We start from the raw sequence: 22,190 nt of genomic DNA, 5'->3' as shown, positions 1-22,190 counted from the left end.
GATCTTTTTAATGCTTTTGTTTGCAATACAAAGTTGTAGTGAAGCTGGTAATGAAATTAATGCTGAAATTTTGTTTGCAGGTAACTTAATTGATGCAGATTCAAGACCTAATCAGATAGCGGAAGATATAAATAAAAATGATGTAAAAGTTGGACTTACGGTATATGCAGATACAACAAGAGCTGTTACTTATCGAATGTTAGACTCTGCTGGCGGCCGCTTTAAAATTGAAGAGTCTACAGGTGTTGTTTTTTTAGCCGATTACCTTCTTTTAAATGCCAAGATATTTCCTAAACATTCTATTACTGTTCAAGCCACTTTTAGCGATGGTTCATCGCAAAGTGAAACTTTTATTATATCTGTAGTTCCTATAAATAGAGCGTCCTTTGAATTATCAACTCGCAATAATCTAATAGAAGTATTGAGTATAGTTAAGTCAGCGAAAAGTGAAGGCATTGGTATTTATACCCCGCACCAATATGAGAACAATATTCCACTCGTTAGTAAATATCGTTCACTACTTAATTGGAATCAGGGTAATAAAAAAATATTTGATGGTTGGACTTGGAAAGATAATATTGCCTATGGTAACCCTGGGTGGTTACTTGATGAAGAAGGCCCATTGGGTGGTGGAGAAAAATATAGTTGGGGTTGGGGTGTAAGGTCTTTTAATAAAGGAGATTACGGTAAAAAAAATACAGCTATTGTTGATATGAACGATAGAGCCCCGTCAAGTAGTAGAGGAGGTAGCCTAAAAGTAATGGAAACGGATGACAGTACTGATCACCGGAGTACTTGGTGGATTTGGTACGATGGGAAACCACTGTCAGAGCGTGGCGTTACTAGTGCTATAACAGACAGAATGAGCTTTTATCTGAAAACCGAAGGAATGGACTATATAAAAGGTGATGGAGGTTTAGATAGCGCCAGTACAAATTTTCATATAGGTACGTATTTATGTTGGAAAACAGGAACATCATCGTATGGAACGGGTGATGGGTGTCCATATGAAGGTCCAGGAAACCAGCATTATTATCATTATCTTGGAATTAGCTCTGGTGCTTGGATTCATGTTTTATTAGATCAATACCCTCAACATATAAGAGGAAAAACTAGAAAGCTAAATAATAATCCAACTCTGGACAAATATAATAAAAATTATTTTGAACAATTAAGCCGTTTCTACTTTGAAATAATAAATCAACAAAATCAAATGACAAATTTCAAAATAGATGAGCTTCTTTTTTATAGCACGCAAGAGAGTGTAGAATCAAATCAAAATGAAGAATCTATTTCTTCTTTGTGGGTAGGTTACTGGCAAGAAAAAGATATGTGGGAAATAGGTTTTCATGATAAATCACACAGTGTCTATAACAATGAAAATAATTCTACTTTTGAAGTTCGTTGGTCTACAGCGCCAATAACCAACGATAATTTTTATCATGCAAAACTAATAGAACCATTGTACTATGGCGGCCTAACTGTTGCAGGTGCAGGAGGCGAAAATCTTATTCGGCGTGCCAATGGTTGGCGATCTAACATTTGGACTCGTTTTGAATTACCAGATGAAGTTGAAAATAATTACGTAAAGGTTTTTTTTGCCGTTAAAGATGTATCTAAATTAGGTAAACATAAAGGTACTAAATGGCCATATAATTATAGCGATGGGCATGACTCACCAACATCAAATGTTAAGATAATTGATTACTTTCTCAAGCCATCCAAGCAATAATTTGATTGTTATATAAGGGATAAATAATGACTATTCGTCAAAAGCTAAATGGAATTGAAGTTGCTAGAGGTGTAGCTGCCTTGTTAGTTGTTTTTTATCATATATCTAGATTGTTTGAACAAAATTCCGGCTACTTTCCTCTAGGTCGATTTACTGAAATAGGCCATAGCGGTGTTGATTTCTTCTTTGTTTTAAGTGGCTTTATTATTTATTTTATTCATAGGAAGGATATAGGTCATAAAAGCCAATTGAAGCCTTATATATTGAAAAGATTGGTGAGAATATTCCCTCTATTTTGGATTGTGTTTTTTTTACATTTAACACTTATTCCTTTTGTATCTAGTACTGATTTTCCTACTATTACTAGTGGGCTTTTGCAGTTACTTCTTTTTCCTATAGATAAAAAAGAGCTTGTGATTGGTGTGTCGTGGACTTTACAGTATGAGATGATGTTTTATATATTATTTGCTTTATTGATTTTAAATAGAATGATTGGCAGGGCTGTATTTGCTTTCTGGTTTTTAATTTTAGCAATACAATTTACTGGTTTACAAAACTTTAATATTCCTTTGTTTACTTCTGCATTCTGTTTTCAATTTATGGCAGGTATGGTTGCCGCTCGTATAGTTTCAACAGTTTCAATTCAGCATCTTAAATATTTTTTTTATATAGGTACTGGCTTGTTACTCATGACTTGGTGGGCTGAATTAGCCAACCTTTTAAATGGATATGGCAAAAATTCTCGACTTTTTTATGGGATTGCTTTCGCTTTGGTTGTAATAGGAATAGTTACTATAGAAAATGGTAAAAATATAGAGTACCCCAAAGTTTGGTTAATCTTAGGAAAATCATCATATTCAATTTATCTTACACACCTATTTTTTGGGGGTATTTACTATAAAATAATGGATTTAATGGGGGTGTTAATTATTTTCCCGTCCTTTATTAGTTTATTAATTGTTATATTATTTACTGTTGTTTCAGGTGTTCTATTTTCTAATATAATTGAATTCCCCGTGACCAAATATTTAAGATCAAAATTGATAGTAAATAAGCATGAAATCGCTGTTTAAAATAATAATACTGCTAGCATTAGCCGAATTATCCTTTGGGTATATTCATTTTCAAAAATCATGGGAAAAAGGGAGCGCTTTTTTCTGGGCAGTAAATAGGGGATACAGTAAATATTTTGCTGTAGAAAAGGGGCAGAGTTTGGTTTCATCTAGGAGTGGGTTTAAAACATCACTCGTTAATCTCAAAAAAACTTTGGATGCCTCTAACATTAAGTTTTCAGTGCTTTACATTCCAGTTCTAAGCTCTAATTTAAACCCAGATAAAAAGAAGTTTTTCCATAGTACTGCTGAAGAGAATCAAATATGCTTTATAGATGCCTCAGATACGCTCAATAAACATCCCTCTCATTGGATTTACAATTTACCAAGTGATTCACACTTATCTAGATTAGGCCATATTTTAGTGTATGAAGCGACGAAAAATTCTTTGGAACGGTGCGGGTATTCGAGCACCGCAATGGAAAAAACTCTTGTAGCAAGTATTGAAGGGCCACACCCCAAAAATGTAGATACAGTTGACCAGTATAATAGTATCGCTTATAGATTACGCACTAATGCGCAAGGGTTTAGAATGACAGACGAGGTTAGAGAAAATCAACCAACTGTTCTCATTTTGGGGGATTCATTTACCTTTGGTACCGGGGTTAATACAGTTGATACTTTTAGTAATCTTTTAAGTAAAGATATTAAAGAGTTAAATATATTAAATACCGGGATTCCAGGTACAAGTATTATAGAGCAGTCTCACTATCTTTATGGTGTGGAAAATCTATCAGCAATAGATGGCGTGATTCTTCAAGTACTTGATAACGATATTTTGTAATTGATCAATAAATTATGAGCCTTCTTTAAATCGTTTTATTTACGACAATCGACTAAATATAGTGTTGGACTAAAATGTCCTGTAAAGCTTTAGCTTTTTCTTCTCGGCTAAAATTTACAAGGACTCTTTGTACCACTCTATTTTCTTTTTGTGTTAATGTTAGTAATGAACTTTGCATTTCTTCAGCTGTAATCCCCACATGAACATTTTGAAAATTGGTTGCTAGCTTAAATGTTTCCCCATCAGGATCTGCCTTAACTAAAAGTGGTTTATTAGTTCTTAAATATTCATATACTTTGCCAGGTATTTGCTTATTAAAGCGCTTGTCTTGAATGAGTAAAAGAGCGTCTGCATTCATCATGTTATTTAACGCATTCAAAAATGGAACAGGCTGAATAAATTTAACCATATTATGTAAATTGAGCTGGGTTACCCTGTCTTTAAATTCGTTGCCTTCGCCAGCTCCTTGAAAAATAATTTCAAAATTACTAGCATCGATAAAACCTTGTTTTTTTAATGCTGCGATAGCTTCAAAAACGGGGATTGGGTCCCGACCATTTGGGTATAAAACACCACTATAATAGAGGGAGAATTTTTCGTTTGAAAAGGGGGTGGAGTTATCTTTTAGTAGTTTCAGTTTTTCAAAATTCGCTTCATCATAACCATTTTCAATAACGGTGTTTTTTCCTGCCACAAGTTCTGTATATGTATCTTCATATAAATCTCTAACGGCGCTTGTTGCAAAGGTTAAATGTTGAGCGTTTGTTAGCGTATTTCGATCAATTTTTTTGTGAAAACGGTCTAACCATTTACCTGCGGTACCATTCATATAGTGAAAAGGGTCACGATAATCTGCTACCCATGGCGTTTTAAATTTCTGCGACAATTTGTTAGCTATATAATGCGTACTGGGAATAGGTGAAGAAGACCAAATAACATCAGGTTTGTGTTCTGCTATTATCTTTTTACCTTTTGAAATCGCCGATGGTATCCAAGTTAAGCCCCATCTGTCGGGTGTTGCCATTAACTCAAGATACTTTCCTTTAAACGATAATTGTCGCTGCACGTCTAAAGCAGTAGTTCTAAAAATCAAGTCGTCAGTATTGTCTTGGTATGTATTGTCTTTGTTAACATAAGCATGGGGTTTAGCTGTTAATACAATGACTTTCCATCCCCATTGTTTTAAATAGCGATAAAAACTTTCTATTCTAGGTACTGAAGCTCCGTTACTTGGCGGAAACTCGAATGCTACCATAAGTAATGTTTTAGACATGTTCACCTGCTATTTTTGCGATGGATAAAGCGAATAAGGGTAATTGTTTTCTATAAGGCATGAAACGAGGCACAGTATAGATATTTGTAGACGTAAATGCACCACCGTCGTTGGTAGAGAATGCCGCTTTAAAGCCCATTTTTTTAGCAATGTCGCAGTGTTCAAAGGTGAAGTCTCTTTTAAACAAACCATTTGGAAATGCAACGAATTCTATTTTTTCGCTAATTATAGCTTCTAAGCTGTTTTTGTTAGTTAATAATTCTTGCTGGCAATCATCAATCTTTTCGGTTGTTAAAATAGTATGATTGTGTGTATGAGCACCTATTGTGAATCCGTCTTGATGAAGCTTTTTAATTTGGTCTGTTGTCATCATGGTGCGTTTGAATTGTACGTGACCTAATTCACTCGCTAACTTGTTTAATTGTTGCGTTCTTTTTTCATGACTCAAAAACTTTAATTTACTAAGTAGCAGTTGAAATGCTGCTATTTTTTCTATTTTATTATTAATGACTACTGATTCATCAATTACATTGGCTGAAATTTCGCTAATCGCCGTACTAACTAATAACTGCTCAACTTTGTCGTTCCATAAGTAACCTTCCTCAACACCGCTGGTTGAAATAAAGAAGGTAGCAGGGCAATTATGCTTTTTTAATATTGGTGCAGCTACGGTAAAGTTGTCTTGATAACCATCGTCAAAGCTAATAACTAATGCTTTAGGTGGCAAACGTTTAGCTTTTTGCAATTTCATAGCTTCTGATAACGCTAAAATATTAAAATGTTTCTTTAAAAATTTTATTTTTTTCTCGAATTCTAAAGCTGTTATATCATCTGGATGATACTCATTCTTATGTTCGAACACATGATGAAAATAAATAATTGCTAACGGATTTTCTTTAAATTTAATTCGAGATCGCCAGTATATTATTGATAAAAGTAAATCTAACATATTTTGTTTAACGTCCTTTTTAAATGATTGGCCATTTTAGATATTAAGTGGTTCCCAGTTTAATCTATCAAGTAATATTTTCAATTGCTGTTTTCGGCGTTTGTTCAATTAAGTATTAGCTGATTGGTTTATATAAGAATGACGACTTTTATCTTTTCATTAAATAACTTTAGTGCTTTTTATACTTTCAATTTGTGACAAATAATTTTAGCCAAAGTAAATCTTATTTAACTGATAAGGATCATTGAATTGTCAGTTAGTTTCGCCTGATTAATAACCACTATTGATTTGAAAGAAAGCATGTTCTAGCTTAATTATGCCTGTTATTTTTTAGCGTTCTGTTTAGTCTTGTTTATACTAGTATATTGCTAGCCAAAATAATTAGCCAAAGTAATAGACGTAAATAACTTTAAATATTATAAAAACGAATGGATGTAGCTTTTATGTTAAATGCTTTTCTTACTTATTTTTTTATTCCAATTTTTGAAAAATGTTCAAGAACAGAATTTTGGTCACTTTATCGAAAAATGTTAAAGGAGTTTTCTAATACAACCAGCCATTTGCATATAGAAGCGTTTAAGTTAAATAAAATTCTACACAACGCTAGTGAAAATACAGAGTTGTGGCCGAGTTTAATTAATAAGAAAGACAATCAAACTGTTTTTCAGTTACTCAAAACTATTCCGATTTCGCAAAAAAGTACTTATGCACAAGGTTTTCCTGATCAAGTTACGGTGAGAAAACATACGGGCGACTGGCAATATTTGTCTTCTGCGGGAACTACTGGAAGAATGACCGTTGTGGTCGATTTTGAGAAGCGAGATTATTTAAGGGCGGCAGAACATTTAAACCTAAAGTTAGCAACAGGCTGTGCATTAGGTTATAAATCTGTCGATATACCACCCAGTGCTTGTAACCTTGTCTGTGGTTTTACTGACCAAGGCCCTGAACCACTTGTTCAGTTTTTTAGTTGGGCGCTAAAAAAAAATCGGTTGTTCGCAAAGGCAACGTTGTCAGATTTTAGAGGACGCTTTGAACGACAAATAATGCTTAAGCGTGAAGTGCTTATGCCGATAAATTCAGTGCCATGGAAAAAAATGTGCGAACAACTGGATATATATTTAGATGATATTATAGAAAATAAAATTCATATTATTCGAGCATTACCACATTTTCTTTTATGGTTAGCGAAAAGAGCAGAGCAACGTGAATTAACTTTCCCTTATGTTAAAACGCTTTTACCTTATGGTGGCTTAGCGGGAAAAGAATTGGTTAAAACCATTACACATGCCTTTCAAGCGAAATATACTAATGTTTACGGTACAGGAGAAGTTGGTTCAATCGGTTGCGCAACCTCAGACCCTCATGTTGTCGATGTTTATTCTGAAATGGTCTGCTTAGAAGTTGTTGATGAATGTGGGGTATGTGTTCCATTAAATACACCCGGAAGAGTTGTAGTTACCGACCTTAATAACTTTGCAATGCCTATAATTCGCTACGAAATTGGCGATTTGGCTGAAGTGATACAATACGATGAACAGAGTGGCTTACCGAAAAAAATAAAAATACTTGGTAGAATACAAGAATGTATTGATTTACCTTCCGGCAAATTTGTCACACCTGTGGAAATTCAAGATGTTTTTTTTCAATTTTCTAATGTTATTAATTTCAAGTTAGAGCAAGTAACCTCCAAAATATTTAAAGTATCTGTTGTGTGTTTAAATGACATTGACACAGATAAACTATCCGAAAATCTTCAGTTTCTACTTAATTTACCTAAACCTACTTCTATAAAAATTAATGAATTTATTATGCCAGAGCAAAGCGGTAAGTTTTTATCTGTTAAAACCATGAAGAAGGGTTATATAGGATGATTTTAGCAAACATTAAAGAAATAAGAGCTCAGTTTCCTATTTTACAACGAGCAACACCCACCGGAAAACCATTGATTTATTTAGATAGTGCCGCCACATCACTAAAGCCACAGTGTGTTATTAATGCGGTTACCGACGTGCTAACGAATCGAACGGCAAATATTCATCGTTCAGTACATTTCTTAGGTGATGAAGCTACAGAGTTGTATGAAAACACCCGTGATATAACGGCTGCCTTTATTGGCGCTGAGCCAAATGAAATTGTATTTTTAAGAAATACAACTGAAGCATTAAACTTAGTCGCGAAAGCTTTTGCTGGTAAAGGACGGATAATTTCAAGTATTGGTGAGCATCACTCAAATTATTTACCTTGGCAGTCACACGATATTCATCGTTTAGGTCTCGATGTTAATGGTGATATCGATTGGCTTGAATTAGAACAAGAATTATCAAAGGGCGATGTCGCCTTAGTAAGCCTTACTCATGCATCAAACGTAACTGGCTTTATGCTTGACCTGAAAAAACTCGTTAATATGTCTCATGCTGCTGGTGCAAAAGTGATGATTGATGGCGCACAGTCTCTACCTCATATTAAAATAGATGTAACGGAAATAAATTGCGATTTTTTGGCGTTTAGTGGGCATAAATTAGGAGCACCTTCAGGTGTTGGAGTGTTATTTGGTAAGGCAGAGTTACTAGAAGAAATGGGTTATTGGTTACATGGCGGCTCTACCGTAGAGAGTGTTACGGAACATAGTGTTGAAGCTAAAAGTGCGCCATGGAAATTTGAAGCGGGCACTCCGGCCATAGAAAGTGTTGTTGGCTTGCAAGCCGCGTTGTCATTTTTATTAGAGATAGGTATGGACAACATTGAATCGCACTTTCAGTCGTTATCCAAATTTACAAATGTTTGCTTGAACGAGAATCTACCAATGGTTAATGTTATTGGGGGGCAAAATAAGCAGCAAGGGCCATTTAGTTTAACAATACCGGGTGTTTCTCCTCATATTATTGCACGTGGCTTAAGTGACCGATATGGTATTTGTTTACGTTCAGGTTTTCATTGTGCTCAACCACTACATAGCTTTTATAATGTACCTGCTTCTATACGCTTATCATTTTGGTTATATAATACTGAAAATGAGATTGAACAAGCGATAAAAGGTATTGCTAACTTAATTAATTTAGTTAGATAAAAGAATAAATACAGCCTAATATATAGTTCTAGTTATTCATGCCTAGTAAATAATTGAATCAATGTTATTTACTAGGAACTAAAGCTCTATTTATAAAATACTGAAGTGTACGAATGAAAAAAATTGTGTTTTTATTGTTTTTTACCATCGCTTATTATTCTAATGCAGAGCAGGTTTTTGTTGATGGGAAAGAGTTTCAGTCGTTACAGGAAGCAAAAACAGCGATTAAAGATGGCAGTGTGGTCTATTTGAAGGCAGGTATTTATACACAAGGGCTTAATATTAAAGCCAGTAATATAGAAATTATTGGTGAAAAAAATGTTATTTTTGACGATGCCGCAGTAGACGGTAAAGCTGCTTTAGTGCTTTCTGGGGATAATGTGCTGGTTGAAAGTATAGAGTGTCGTAATATTTATGTGAAAGATTTAAATGGCGCTTGTATTCGTTTTGAAGGAGAAAATTTAACGATTCGTAATTTATACGCTCATGATAGCCAGTCAGGGGTGATGACGAGTTATAATGATGGTTTTTTAAAAATAGAATATTCAACCTTTGAGCGCCTCGGTGGAAAAGCTACAGGTAGAGGTTATGCGCATGCTATTTATGCGAATGTGGGTGTGTTTAGTTTTTTTGAAAGTAAAATCCTCACTATGGGGAAAGAAGGGAGCGGTTTAAAATCGCGTTCACGTAAAACTATTGTAACCAACAGCTTGCTTGCAACCCTAGACGGTAAAGACAGCCGTTTAATCGATGTAGCCAATTACGGTGAGTTAATAATTAAAAACAGTATTTTACAACAGGGAAATAATAGCTCTAATAGTCAACTTATTGCATATGGTTTAGAAAAACGTCCTATAAATTATTCGATTAATAGAATTGAAATTACTGACAACTTATTTTTATTAGATCGCGAGAAAGCGAACGTAATTATTGCTCATAAAAATGCTGGTGAAGTTCTGATTGAAAATAACACCATGATAGGTGATTATTTGTATCCCAATGAATTTAGTAAAAGAAACCCTTGGTATATTAGTAGAGAAAAGGCAAAATTACTCCCATACCCGTATTTACCGAATATTTCAGATTTACGCCAACTTATTAATAGCATTAGTATTGTGGGTGAACGAAACTAACACGGAAGAAAACTTTGATTATTATGCCTGAAACTAACAGCTTGAATATTACTATTCGCCTTCTTGATGCAGAGAATACTCAACTTTGGGACGATTATGTTAGCAAGCATAATAACGCTTCTATTTATCATTTGTCTGCTTGGAAAGGCTTAATAGAAAAAACGTTTAATCATAAGTGCTATTACTTTTATGCCGTTAACGAGCATAATGAAATTTGTGGCGTATTACCCAGCGTAAACTTAAAAAGTAAATTATTTGGACATTACATCGTATCAATGCCTTTCTTTAATTATGGCGGTGTACTGGCTGATAATCAAGAAATTACCGATAGCTTAAATGCACGTTTGCAACAACAAGGCAGTGAAAGCAGCGTTAGCCATATTCAGTATCGGGAACAAACAGAACGAAAAAATAGTGCTATAGCCGTATCCACCGATAAAGTTAATATGGTACTTACTTTACCTGAATCTGCTGATGCATTAGGGAAATTAATTGGTTCTAAACGACGCTCTCAAATTAAACGCCCCATTCGTGAAGGTGTTGAACATAAAATTGGCGGTATCGAGCTATTAGATGATTTTTATTCTGTTTTTTGTCAAAACATGAGAGATCTTGGAACACCTGTTTACAGTAAATCATTTTTTAAAAATATTTTTGCAACTTTTAGTGATAATGCTTCTTTAGTTGTTGTTTATTGGCAAGGAAAACCCGTATCTACTGGATTTTTAATCCGCTATAAAGACCGCATGGAAATACCTTGGGCAAGTACACTTTCTTATGCGAACCGAATTTCAGTTAATATGTATATTTATTGGCAAATATTGTCTCACGCTATTGAAAGTGGCTGTACTGAATTTGATTTTGGTCGCTCAACAATTGATGCAGGAACTTACAAGTTTAAAAAACAGTGGGGCGCCGAACCACAGCAATGCTATTGGTATCATTGGGTGCCTGAAGGTGGTGAATTACCTAATTTATCTCCTAGTAATGCCAAGTTTGATTTGGCGATTAAAATGTGGAAAAAATTACCTTTGTCAGTTGCTAATACTTTAGGTCCATTTTTGGTTAAAAATTTACCTTAAAAATATTTTCGTGATTGAGTTTTTTTTTATTAAGTATGAAGGAATAATTAGATGTAGGAATGCAGCTGGCATCTAATTATTTACTATGAGAATAGTTTTTTTAGCTTGTTTTTTAATTGTATTAGTGAATTTTCAACTTTAAATTTTATTAAGTCTTTTTGTACTACAATATAGCTGTGATTATCTTGGTGACTTGATAATGACTTTTTATATCTTGCTTCCCCAGCCAAAAAATCATACTTATAAATAGCGGGTCTATTTTCAATTAACCACTGAATGAATAAGGTATGCAGGCTTAGCCCTAGCTTTATGCGATTGTCTTCAATTGGTTTAAAGGCACTTAAATAAAAGTAAGCACAATTGTTATCAATAAAGCAGTATAAACACCCCAGTAATTCACCATTAACTTTTAAATTAGCAATAACGGTTTTATTTGTAGGGTGTATTTCATTCATTAGGTTGTGATGAAAACTGGTGAAACTAGGGTTAATAAAACCACTTGGTGTATCTGTTCGTTGCCATTTATCTATGTGCCATTGCTTGCACTTTTTTAATATTTGATTTTGTTTTTCGGGATCTTCTGCTACCGAAAACTCATACGCTCCGAGTTCAGATAATAATTTATAGCTTCGTTTAATTTGTTTTCGAGTGTTTTTAGATAAAGAAGACAAATAATTATCAAGGCTGACTGTATTTTTTAGATTAAGATAGTAGCCATTTTCAGTGTATGCGCTTGTTGTGTTGTACTTTGATGATGCAGGTAATTTAAATTGTTCAGGGGTGTTGTGGTACATTGCGATTATAAATTCATCTACTTTACTGTGTTGTAAAAGCAAGGTTTGCCAAATAGATTCTATTATTAGTTCTTTGTTTTCATCGGTTGTTAAAAAGTTATTATTCTCAATCCATATTTGATCACTACTACCAACTCCACTTCTATGTAAAAACCATTGTGTACTTTTAAGTACAGTGTAACGTGTGACTTTTTGTTCAACAAAAACACCTAAACCAACAACTTGATTGTCTTGGGTGGCTTGCACTAGTATTAACTTCTCAGACGCGTCTAGTTTTTTTAACCAAGGCCCAATCCATTTCCAACTTAAAAAGAATAAAGGTGAAGATTTAGCTTCTAGCGCTTGCCACTTTTCTTTTAAAACTATAACTTGTTTAGATAAAAGTGGATTGATGGTTATTTGAACGGTATTTAACTCAGTTTGTTTATTTTTTACATTCAATTTAGATGCCTATTACGATAATATAGTCACACTTATTAATCTTACCTTTTTATTGTGTTGCTAGTTTATTGGAATGTAAAGCATAAATATTAAAGAGAAAAGCAGATATTTTAAAATGACAAATATAATCGTACATCTTGTCTATAGTTTTGGCTGTGGAGGCCTTGAAAAAGTAATTGCCAATTTAATCAATCATTCTTCCCAGTATGACGTAGAACATGTACTTGTCTCTTTAACTGATGACATGAGTATGGTTGATCAAATAGACGAAAAAATTAAAGTGTTTGTTCTTGATAAACAGCCCGGTAACGATATTAAAACACACGTTAAGTTATATTCTTTATTGAAAAAGCTTAAACCACGGGTAGTAAATACATATAACTTCGGCACCATTGAATATCATTTAGTGGCAAAAATGGCAGGCGTTCCTATCCGTGTTCATAGTGATCATGGTAGAGGGGGCGATGATCCTGCGGGTAAAAGTAAGCCCCACAACCTATTTAGAAAATTCATTGTGAATTTCATCACCGAATATATTGTTGTTTCGTATGATTTATACCAATGGGTTTTAAACGATATTAACGTGAAGTCGTCAAAACTTACCTTGATCTTTAATGGTGTTGCCGTACCTCAAGCTAAAGAATTTGTAAGTGCTGAGCCTAAAGTATTTGTTACCGTTGGCCGTTTAGACAAAGTAAAGAATCAGAAATTGTTAATTAATGCTTTTGCTCAGGCAGTAAAATCGATACCAAGTTTTGGCAACTGTAGTTTGAATATTGTTGGGAATGGTCCTTTATTTAATGAGCTACAACTGCAAATAGAAGCATTGAAAATGCAAAAGCATATACATCTATTAGGTTTTAGGGATGATATAACTACTATTCTTAACGATTCAGATATATTTGTATTGTCGTCAGTATATGAAGCGATGCCGATGACTATTTTAGAGGCCATGGCGAATAAAACCCCGGTTATATGTACAAACGTTGGGGGTATTTCTCAATTTATTACGGAAGATCAGGCTTGGTTTGTAGAGTCTAATAATTGTGATGCACTAACAAATAAATTAAATGAAGTTAAAAACAATAAAGAAAGCCAATTAATAAAAGTTAACAATGCTTATCAGTTGGTTAATGAAAAGTACGCCATGAAAGAAATGGTTAAAGCGTACATGGATAAATACTCTATAGTTGAGAATAGGAAATCAAAATGAAAATAGGCATTATCGTTGGCACTCGTCCAGAAATTATAAAAATGGCTCCTGTGATAAGGGAATGTCAAAAGCGTAAAATACCTTTTTTTATTATTCATTCTAATCAGCATTATTCAAAAGAAATGGACAGTATTTTTTTTGACGAATTACACCTTCCTGCTCCTGATTATAATTTAGGGGTTGGCTCAGGGTTACACAGTAATCAAACGGGTAATATTCTAATAAAAATGGAACCTATTTTATTAGAAGAAAAGCCTGATGTTGTTTTAGTTCAAGGTGATACTAATACTGTTTTAGCCGGCGCACTAACCGCTTCGAAGTTAAATATTAAAGTAGGCCATATTGAAGCGGGTTTACGTAGTTATGACCGTACTATGCCCGAAGAAACAAACCGCATAATGACGGACCATATTAGTGAGTACTTATTTGCAGTGGGTCCTAATCAAGAAAAAATCTTGAAGTCTGAAGGTATTGCTAGCGATAAAATATATACAGTAGGTAATACTGTTTCTGACTCCCTATTTCAGCATTTAGATATTTCGGCAAAAACAAGCAATATTTTATCTGAGTTAGATTTGCATGCAGGTGAATATTTTTTAGTTACAGCTCATCGCGCTTCTAATGTTGATATAGCATCAAACCTTTTAGAGTTACTTCATTTATTTGATGAAATGCATAAGCATTATACAGGTACCATTGTTTGGCCAATTCACCCTCGAACGCAATCAAAATTAAAAGAATTCAATATTGAAGTGCCTAGCTACCTGCAATTAATTGCCCCTGTTGGATATTTAGATTTTATTCAATTACAGAAACACGCTAAATTAATTTTAACTGATTCTGGTGGGATTCAAGAAGAGGCATGTTTGTTAGGCGTTCCGAGTTTAACCTTAAGAGAGAATACTGAACGCCCAGAAGCGGTTGAAGTTGGCGCAAGTGAGCTTGTTGGGCGTGATGCTGTAAAAGCGGTTAAGGCAGCAGCAAAATGGTTAAGTCGTGACAGTTACTCTTGGGATAATCCTTTTGGTGATGGTCATGTAGCCGAGGCTATTCTTGATATAGTGATTGCTGATAATACTGAATTTATTGAACAACCTATAGTTGCTAAGAATGAAACGCTCGCTGTTATTGGTATGGGATATATGGGTTTGCCTATTTCAAGCTTACTTGCTCAAGCAGGCTATTCTGTAACAGGTGTTGATTTAAGTAAGGACAAGGTTGATTCAATTAATAGAGGAGAGTGTCCTTTTGATGAAGACGGCATGCCAGAGCTGGTAAAAAAAGTTGTAGAACAAGGCTTTTTAGTGGCTTCAATGACTATTCCTTCTTGTGAAACTTATTTAGTGGCAGTTCCAACACCACATAAAAATAAGCAATGTGACCGCTCTTATGTTTTTGCAGCGGTTGATGCTATTGCAAAAGTCGCTAAGAACGGGCAAACAGTCATCGTTGAATCTACTATCTCACCACAAACCAGTATAGAAGTTGAAAAACGATTAGCAGCTAAAGGCTTACAACTTGATGTTGTTCATTGCCCTGAAAGAGCTATACCTGGGCAAACATTATATGAGTTAGTGCATAACGATAGAATTATTGGTGCGTCGAATCCTAATGCTCAGCAAAAAGTTAAAGCTATATATCAAAGTTTTGTTGATGGTCAGGTGTTTTTAACAGATTTAACAACAGCGGAGTGTGTCAAATTAGTTGAAAACACCTCGCGTGATGTAGGTATTGCTTTTGCTAATGAGTTAGCACAAGTGTGTGAAGAGCTTAAAGTAGATGTGAATGAAGTTATTAAGTTAGCTAATCGTCATCCTAGAGTTAATGTATTAAATCCGGGACCAGGGGTTGGCGGCCATTGCATACCAATTGACCCTTGGTTTTTAGTTGAAAATACTAAAGCAGGTGATTTTATTAGGTTAGCACGCAAAGTTAATGACGAAAGGCCAATTGTTGTGGCAGAAAAAGTACTTGAACGACTGAAAGAAAATGGGGGGACCAAAATAGGTATCCTTGGTGTTGCTTATAAAGCCAATGTAGATGATTGTAGAGAAACTCCAGCGCAGCCTATATTAAAACATTTTGAACAGGCAGGTGTTGAGGTGCGATACCATGATCCATATGTACCAGCGTGGGAATGTGATCGAGTTGACAATATTGAGGAAATACTCGAATGGGCAGATATGATTGTGCTTGTTACTGGACATGAATGTTATAAAACGTTAAAGCCACAAAAATCAATCGTAGACAGCTGCGGACTCTTAACGTTAATGAAATAGGCTTTCGACAAAAGAAATATCGTGTATAAAAAATACTTATTAACAGGGAACAAGCATGAGAAATAATCTAAAAATAAAAAAAGCAATTATTATAACATCCATGTGTTTGATCGGTATTGTAGCCTGCGGTGATAAAAACAACTCCGCAGAATATATTGATTCAGCCAAGCAATTAATTGTTAACAATCAATATAAGGCAGCCATTGTAGAATTAAAAAATGCACATAGATTAGATCCAAATAATGCTGAAATTAGGGGGCTATTAGGGAAATCCTATTTACAAACAGGAGACGTGTTGTTTGCTGAAAGTGAATTTGAAAAAGCAATAACTAGTGGCCTAGAAGCTAAATCAATTATTCATGAATTATCTCGAACGTATTTATTATTAAATAAAGAAGATAAACTTAAAGAATTGTTAACGATTAATAATTTGAATGAACAACAACAAATTATAGTCAATATATATATTGGTATGATGTATGTCCAAAACAGTAAAATTGAAGAAGCAGAGTCTTATATTGCACAGGCAAGTGAACTAAGTGAAGATAACTTATATTCAAAGTTGGGTATGTTGTGGCTGAAGTCTAGTACTTCTTCTGATGGTGCGCTGGCTGCGGTTGAAGAACTGTTAAAAGTTGATAATACCCTCAGTGAGGCAATATTATTGAAAGCGCATCTATTAAGATCAAAAGGTGACGATTTAGCCGCTGCTTCAGTATATAACGACTATTTAAACTTACATCCATTAGCACATCATGTGAGAATTTTTAAAGCATCGGCATTAGTAAAAGGAGAAGAATTTAAAGAAGCGGAAGGCGAAATTGATTTTCTTTTAAATTTATATGCCAATCACCCTATTTTGAATGAATTAAAAGCGGTTACTCGATTTTATGATAATGACTTTGAATCAGCAGAAGCTTATGCGCGAAAATCAATGAATGCTGATCCCGATAGATCATTAGCAACGCTAATAGGTGGTATCAGTTCCTTTAAACTAAACAACACTGAGCAAGCATATCGTTATTTAGTTACTTTAGATAAAAAACTAGAACATGGACACATAGGCAAGAAAATATTGGCAATTACTCGTCTTAAATTAGGGTATTTAAATGATATCGCCAGTGAATATTCAGTTGACACTGATATTACAGATTTTGATATAAAAATGTTAACCGCGACCAGTAAAGCCATAGCAAAAAAAGGTGACCTATTAAAAGCAAAGGAAGTTTTACGTAATATAGACATTTCTCAAATAAGCAATATTGATAAACTTACTCAATTAGGGCTACTTAAATTGTCCCTAGATAATGCTGAAGGCTTAGAAGAATTACGAAAGGCAGTTGATTTAAATTCACAGAATATAGAATCAAAAATCATTTTAGCTGTATCTTTGATTTCAAAAAATGAATTGGATGAAGCTGAAAAGCTATTGATAACTTGGATACAGAGTTATCCAAATGAGCCAGATTTAAAAGTAGCATTGGCTGAAGTTGACATAAGACGACAACGTTTTGATTTAGCAGAGTCTAAGCTTAAAGAAGTAGTAAACGCATACCCTAAGAATATTTCGTCACGTTTTAGGTTATCCCAACTTGCACAAAAGCAAAACAATAACCTCGAAGCACTAGCCTTATTGAAACAAATTATTGAAATTAATAGTAAGCACGGTGGTGCATTAAGTAATTTGATTACTTTATCAAAAGATAAAGAATTAAAAGTACAAGAATACCTTTTGTCTAAGTGGACCGCAGATGAGTCAATTGAACTTTCAACTGCTTTGGCACAATCTTATGCTGCAATTAAAGAGTATGACAAATCGATTGCGTTATTAGACAAAGTCGATAACAAGCAGAGTAGCCTCCATTATATTTTGATGGGAGACATTTATTTAGACGCTCAAGATATTGTTGAAGCTGAAAAAGCTTATAGTATGGCTGTAGACAAAAATAGTGCTGATATACAAGCGATTACTAAATATGCTTTGTCACTTGAAATGCAGAAAAAATATCAAAAAGCACTAGAAGTTATTCAAAAGGGCTTAAATAATTCTAATTCAATTGGTGTATTAGAATTACTAGAAGTCAATTATTTATTATTTACCAATCAAATCGCACTCGCTGAAACTAAGTTCAACAGTTACAAGATTAAAGACAATAATCAACCCATTATATTCACTCGATTAGGTGGGCAAATTGCTTTAGCACAACAAAAATTTAATGTGGCGATTATTTACCTAGAAGAGTTAGTCAAATTAGAAAGTAATAAAAAAAATGTATTGATGCTAGCTATGGCCTATGCGGGTAGTCGTAATCTTAATGGCACTATTACAACACTGACTAATTTTCTTGAACAAGAAGATAATATTGATGTGAGAGCAAATTTGGCACAAGTATATATGTCGACAGATCTTGCTTTAGCAAAAGAGCAATATCTACTACTTGTTAAGAAGGTGCCGAATAATTATTTAATTCATAATAATTTGGCTTATGCTGCGGTTAACACTAATGATATGGATTTAGCTATTCAACATGTAAATAAAGCAGCTGAATTGGCACCACAAAATCCACAAGTTATAGATACTCTGGGCTTTGTGAGTTATATACAAAAAGACTATTCTAAAGCCCTTGGTTACTATAAACAGGCAAATGCGCTTGCACCAGATGATAAAGGTATAATAAAGCATATGGCAGATTGTTTACTTAAAATGAATAGAACTGAAGAAGCCAAAGCTTTATTAACGAATGTTAATAAATAAGATGTCAGGTTTTTTTACAATCATATATTTTTAATCTGATGGCTGTAAATTAATTGTATAATAAACAGGCACTTGAAAAGTTGGCGGGCGAATTGCATTGTAACCTGTAGAAGTTAAAACGTAATTATATAACGAACAACATAAAGGTATTGATATGAAAAATTTATATAAAGGAATGGTAGCAGCAGCAATACTAGCTACAGCAAGTTTTGCGAATGCAGGGACAGTTTCTCTACCTGGTGGAGTTACATTTACTGAGTTAACCGATATTGATGCTGATCATAAGAAAGGCACATTCTCAACATCGTTTGACTTCGTACAGTGGTGGGAAGATAGTAGTAATAATGCTACTAGCTTATCAACTATGTTTAGTGGAGGTCTTCCTGCTACAGATGTTAATGGTCTTACTGATTACAGCCTTACTGGCTACGGTGAATTGAATACTAACTCTGCAACAGGTTCATTTCAGTGTAATGGCTGTGAGATGACATTTACATTTGAAGGTTTAGGTTTATCTTTAATAGATGTCCCAAATTCTGCTTATACTGATGCGTTTAATACATATACTAATTTTATCAACGTTGGTGGTGATGAAGCTGCGTTTGAAGCCTCTTCTTATTACACTAGTCAAGGTTCTCCATCTGCAACTGTTTCTGCTCCAGGTCTTGATTTGGCTGGCGCTAGCATGAATATTTATCTTGATAATACCCCTGATTTAGATTTAGGTCTTGATGTTGGTAATAAAACTAATGCAATGAATGGTGACGCATGGTTAGAGTTGTCATTTATACAAGTTGATTTTGGTGTTGTTGCAAGTTCAGCCGATTTAGCCGTTGCTGGTTTGAACAGAGCTGATTCATCTTTTGGTTTGGACGTTACAGGTGGTACTGCTGCTGATGGTTTCCTACTTGCAGGAGATATTCGTAATACTCCTATCTTAACTACCTTTGTTGATATGATTGGCTTTGGTTTGTCAGGCGAATTTGCTAAAACAAATGGCGAATATGATACATATTCTATTGGTGGTTCGGGAACTGCCCATGGCTTCGCTGTTACAGAACCAACGTCTATTGCAATCTTTGGTTTAGGTTTATTAGGCTTTGCAGCGGCATCACGTCGTAAGCAGTCTTAATTATTCATATAAACTAAGTTTATATATTAAAAGGCCTCCAATTGGAGGCCTTTTGCTTTTCTGATATTAAATGCTTTATAACTTTTTATATCAATTTATGCTCACTTAATTTTTTATCTTGGATTATATCGACCGGGGCTAAGTATATTATTTGGGTCAAAACTATCTTGTAATAACTGTACGGCTTTCCAAAACGGTTTATCTTTATCGAGTACCCATTGCTGCTGATCAATATTCAACCGGTAGGGGACCCATCCTTGCTTTACCCCTTCTAGCACCAGTTCTTTTAAACAATCATGCGCGTCTTTAACTGCTTGAGGGTTAGAGCTGTCGAAAACGATCGGAATAGTGCTGTCGAGACAATCATGTCGTAAATTAGTAAAGGTTATAAAAGGCTCTATATTATATTTAGGACACGTTTCTCTAATAAAGCTAACGTAACGCTCCATCTCTGCAGGTATCATGGGTATAAGCGGTGCATACCAAAGCAAACCACATTTGTCTTTAGCAATTGAAAATATATGATTTGTATCTTTATTGAAACTAGGGAGTTGGGGATTTCTCCAATAAGCGAGTTTTAAAGCAACTCGATTGGGCTTACCTAGCATTATTTCTTCACCTAAATTAAATGAATTTAATTGCTTTTTCACATCAACTAATTTATTGCTTATTTTGAAGATAAAATTAGGCATATTATTAATAACTAAGTTACCTAACTTAATAACAGCGCTATCTGAAAAAATAAATTTACATTCTATTTTTTTAAAAAGATTTTTAATTTCTTTCGCTACAACATTCACAACTGAAGTCGTTCCATATATTGTGCCAACGATTGTCCAGCAAGGCGTGTCTTGCTGTTTTGCAATGTTATTAATTTGTTGCGAAGACATTACTTGATGTTGTTCAGTTCCATTGGGATTATCAGCAAACATTGATAATATGCGACTTTTATCCATTAGGTTTACTGAGCCAACAATACCTTCATAATCACGAAGCGTTTTTTGTATTAACGGAACAATATCAGTGAGCAAATCGTCATTGTATACTTTGATGAAGAAAGACTTAAAAGCTTCTCGTTTTCTAGCCAACCTAATAGTGATCTCAGTAACAATGCCTAAACTTGATTGTGTAAATAAACCATCGATGTATGGTCCTGGACTATATTTATAGGTTTTATCCACTAAGTCTCGATGACTACCGTCAGGGTGTGTACTTTTATCGAGATCACTAATGGCTGATTGAAATAACTCGCCTGATGCCCAATAACCTTTCAATGAAGTAACAGCATCAAAATGCTGAGTATTAGGCGTTATACCGTAACCACGTTCGATAGCATTACTTAAAATGGCACAATCTGGCCCTGCCCCTGTGGTAGGAACCATATAATTGGTATTATTTTCTTGTAGGAACTCATAGAGATCTTGCTGAGTCACTCCCGGTTCAATAGTAACCAAATCAAGTTCAGGTATAAGGTGTATTTTTTTTAATCGAGATAAATCAATAATAATAACAGGCAGTATATCTGTTGGGGGTAAACCGGTACCATACCCCCAATTTCGTCCTGAACATATTGGATGTACTGTAAACTGGTCTTGTTTTTCTATAGCTGAATAATTGGCAAGTTTAAGTATCGCGGCAACATCTTGAATTAAAGCGACCTTTATAACTGCAGTAATATTACGGGTTAGTCCTTCTGTGCCTCTTAAATAAGGCGCTTTTTGCTCTGTAGTCGTTAGAAGGCTAGCGTTTGAGGATATTATATTACTAAGTTTTTCGAATAGAGTGTCCATTACTTTAAATACCTATGCATTTTATATAAATTTTGAATATACAGTTACGTACCTAAATGGAGCATAGCAGAAGCGAATTAAATAACAGAGAAGAGTATTGGTATTTGAATTATAATTTGATTTGAAAAATTTACTGCGACTGTGATTATCATCCAACATTGGTGGTTAATTATGTTAAAGGTGACGAGTAAAAGTGTGGCTACTGTATATATTGCCTTACTGACACTTATCGTCAATTGATAAAAAAACTGATAGTAATACTGCACTCCGGAGACGACCCTGTGGCGTCTATCCAGAACTTTCCACCTTGTTCTTGTAAGTATTCGTAAAGATTTTGTTGGGTTACACCTGGAGTTAAGGTAATCGTACCTTGCTTGTCGTCGTAGTTATCGAGTTCTTTAATACGTGAAAGTTTCATTAATATGGCATTATCAAAACTTGGTTCTTGCGCTGAATATCCCCAATTTTTTCCTGAGCTTACCGTGCTAATTGAAAACTTTGAGTCGTCATTGGATAAATTATACTGGTTAATCTTTTTAACTATTTGCTGAACTTGCGCTGTATTTGCAAGCTTGATTACAATTTTATTTGTATTTTTATGACAATAAATTCGTGTTTTTATTAATCCTGCATCAGTTCCATAAAATTTTG

At 34.4% G+C, this 22,190-nt stretch carries 16 protein-coding genes; 11 read left to right on the top strand and 5 right to left on the bottom strand.

Translation table 11 applies throughout. The features are described from left to right. Positions 1-10 precede the first annotated feature (10 nt). From H4J70_RS11255 to H4J70_RS11245, 3 genes are read left to right on the top strand one after another with little or no spacing between them, the layout of a single operon-like run. Positions 11-1,732, top strand: coding sequence for a cadherin repeat domain-containing protein (locus H4J70_RS11255; RefSeq protein ID WP_182251142.1), 1,722 nt, complete (start codon positions 11-13; stop codon positions 1,730-1,732). Between the two features lie 26 nt (positions 1,733-1,758). Then, positions 1,759-2,805 carry an acyltransferase gene (locus tag H4J70_RS11250; protein WP_182251141.1) on the top strand — a complete coding sequence of 349 codons (1,047 nt, stop codon included), beginning with the start codon at positions 1,759-1,761 and terminating at the stop codon, positions 2,803-2,805. Further along, a complete protein-coding gene (locus H4J70_RS11245) occupies positions 2,789-3,628 on the top strand; it encodes a hypothetical protein (protein WP_182251140.1) in 840 nt (279 codons plus the stop codon). Before H4J70_RS11250 ends, H4J70_RS11245 begins: the two co-directional genes overlap by 17 nt. Before the next feature lie 52 nt (positions 3,629-3,680). Here H4J70_RS11245 and H4J70_RS11240 read toward each other — a convergent pair whose 3' ends face one another. Beyond that, on the bottom strand, positions 3,681-4,901 hold the full coding sequence (locus H4J70_RS11240) for a glycosyltransferase (RefSeq protein ID WP_182251139.1): 1,221 nt from the start codon (positions 4,899-4,901) through the stop codon (positions 3,681-3,683). Next, the gene (locus H4J70_RS11235; protein ID WP_182251138.1) at positions 4,894-5,850 is read right to left on the bottom strand and encodes a polysaccharide deacetylase family protein; all 957 of its coding nucleotides are present in this window, start codon (positions 5,848-5,850) and stop codon (positions 4,894-4,896) included. The genes H4J70_RS11240 and H4J70_RS11235 overlap by 8 nt, the downstream gene beginning before the upstream one ends. Positions 5,851-6,293: 443 nt before the next feature. On the opposite strand from H4J70_RS11235, the gene H4J70_RS11230 reads away from it, so the two are divergent. From H4J70_RS11230 to H4J70_RS11215, 4 genes are all read left to right on the top strand, one after another. Beyond that, positions 6,294-7,724: a hypothetical protein gene (locus tag H4J70_RS11230; protein WP_182251137.1), complete on the top strand. Its 1,431-nt coding sequence runs from the start codon at positions 6,294-6,296 to the stop codon at positions 7,722-7,724. Further along, positions 7,721-8,920, top strand: a complete 1,200-nt coding sequence (locus H4J70_RS11225; protein WP_182251136.1) for an aminotransferase class V-fold PLP-dependent enzyme — start codon at positions 7,721-7,723, stop codon at positions 8,918-8,920. The genes H4J70_RS11230 and H4J70_RS11225 overlap by 4 nt, the downstream gene beginning before the upstream one ends. Before the next feature lie 113 nt (positions 8,921-9,033). Further along, positions 9,034-10,053 (top strand): hypothetical protein, encoded by a 1,020-nt coding sequence (locus tag H4J70_RS11220; protein WP_182251135.1) that lies wholly within the window; start codon positions 9,034-9,036, stop codon positions 10,051-10,053. Positions 10,054-10,076: 23 nt separating this feature from the next. Beyond that, positions 10,077-11,135: a FemAB family XrtA/PEP-CTERM system-associated protein gene (locus H4J70_RS11215; protein ID WP_182251134.1), complete on the top strand. Its 1,059-nt coding sequence runs from the start codon at positions 10,077-10,079 to the stop codon at positions 11,133-11,135. A gap of 83 nt (positions 11,136-11,218) precedes the next feature. On the opposite strand, the gene H4J70_RS11210 is transcribed toward H4J70_RS11215, so the two are convergent. Continuing rightward, positions 11,219-12,370 (bottom strand): GNAT family N-acetyltransferase, encoded by a 1,152-nt coding sequence (locus tag H4J70_RS11210; RefSeq protein WP_182230716.1) that lies wholly within the window; start codon positions 12,368-12,370, stop codon positions 11,219-11,221. Positions 12,371-12,485: 115 nt separating this feature from the next. On the opposite strand from H4J70_RS11210, the gene H4J70_RS11205 reads away from it, so the two are divergent. The 4 genes from H4J70_RS11205 (at position 12,486) to H4J70_RS11190 (ending at position 19,749) form a co-directional block, all read left to right on the top strand. Continuing rightward, positions 12,486-13,583, top strand: a complete 1,098-nt coding sequence (locus H4J70_RS11205) for a glycosyltransferase (RefSeq protein WP_182230715.1) — start codon at positions 12,486-12,488, stop codon at positions 13,581-13,583. Next, positions 13,580-15,862 (top strand): non-hydrolyzing UDP-N-acetylglucosamine 2-epimerase, encoded by a 2,283-nt coding sequence (gene wecB, locus H4J70_RS11200; protein ID WP_182251133.1) that lies wholly within the window; start codon positions 13,580-13,582, stop codon positions 15,860-15,862. Before H4J70_RS11205 ends, wecB begins: the two co-directional genes overlap by 4 nt. Positions 15,863-15,917: 55 nt before the next feature. Continuing rightward, positions 15,918-18,617, top strand: a complete 2,700-nt coding sequence (gene prsT, locus H4J70_RS11195; protein ID WP_182251132.1) for an XrtA/PEP-CTERM system TPR-repeat protein PrsT — start codon at positions 15,918-15,920, stop codon at positions 18,615-18,617. Positions 18,618-18,771: 154 nt separating this feature from the next. Then, a complete protein-coding gene (locus tag H4J70_RS11190) occupies positions 18,772-19,749 on the top strand; it encodes a PEP-CTERM sorting domain-containing protein (RefSeq protein ID WP_182230712.1) in 978 nt (325 codons plus the stop codon). Between the two features lie 113 nt (positions 19,750-19,862). Here H4J70_RS11190 and H4J70_RS11185 read toward each other — a convergent pair whose 3' ends face one another. Both H4J70_RS11185 and H4J70_RS11180 read right to left on the bottom strand, forming a co-directional pair. Continuing rightward, on the bottom strand, positions 19,863-21,539 hold the full coding sequence (locus tag H4J70_RS11185; RefSeq protein WP_182230711.1) for an FAD-binding oxidoreductase: 1,677 nt from the start codon (positions 21,537-21,539) through the stop codon (positions 19,863-19,865). Between the two features lie 232 nt (positions 21,540-21,771). After that, entirely contained in the window at positions 21,772-22,116 is a 345-nt protein-coding gene (locus tag H4J70_RS11180) for an FAD-binding protein (protein WP_310740336.1), read from the bottom strand. Positions 22,117-22,190: the final 74 nt, after the last annotated feature.

Source organism: Colwellia sp. BRX8-9 (assembly GCF_014077245.1).
Lineage (GTDB): Bacteria > Pseudomonadota > Gammaproteobacteria > Enterobacterales > Alteromonadaceae > Colwellia_A.
This window is presented reverse-complemented; position numbering and strand designations above follow the sequence as displayed.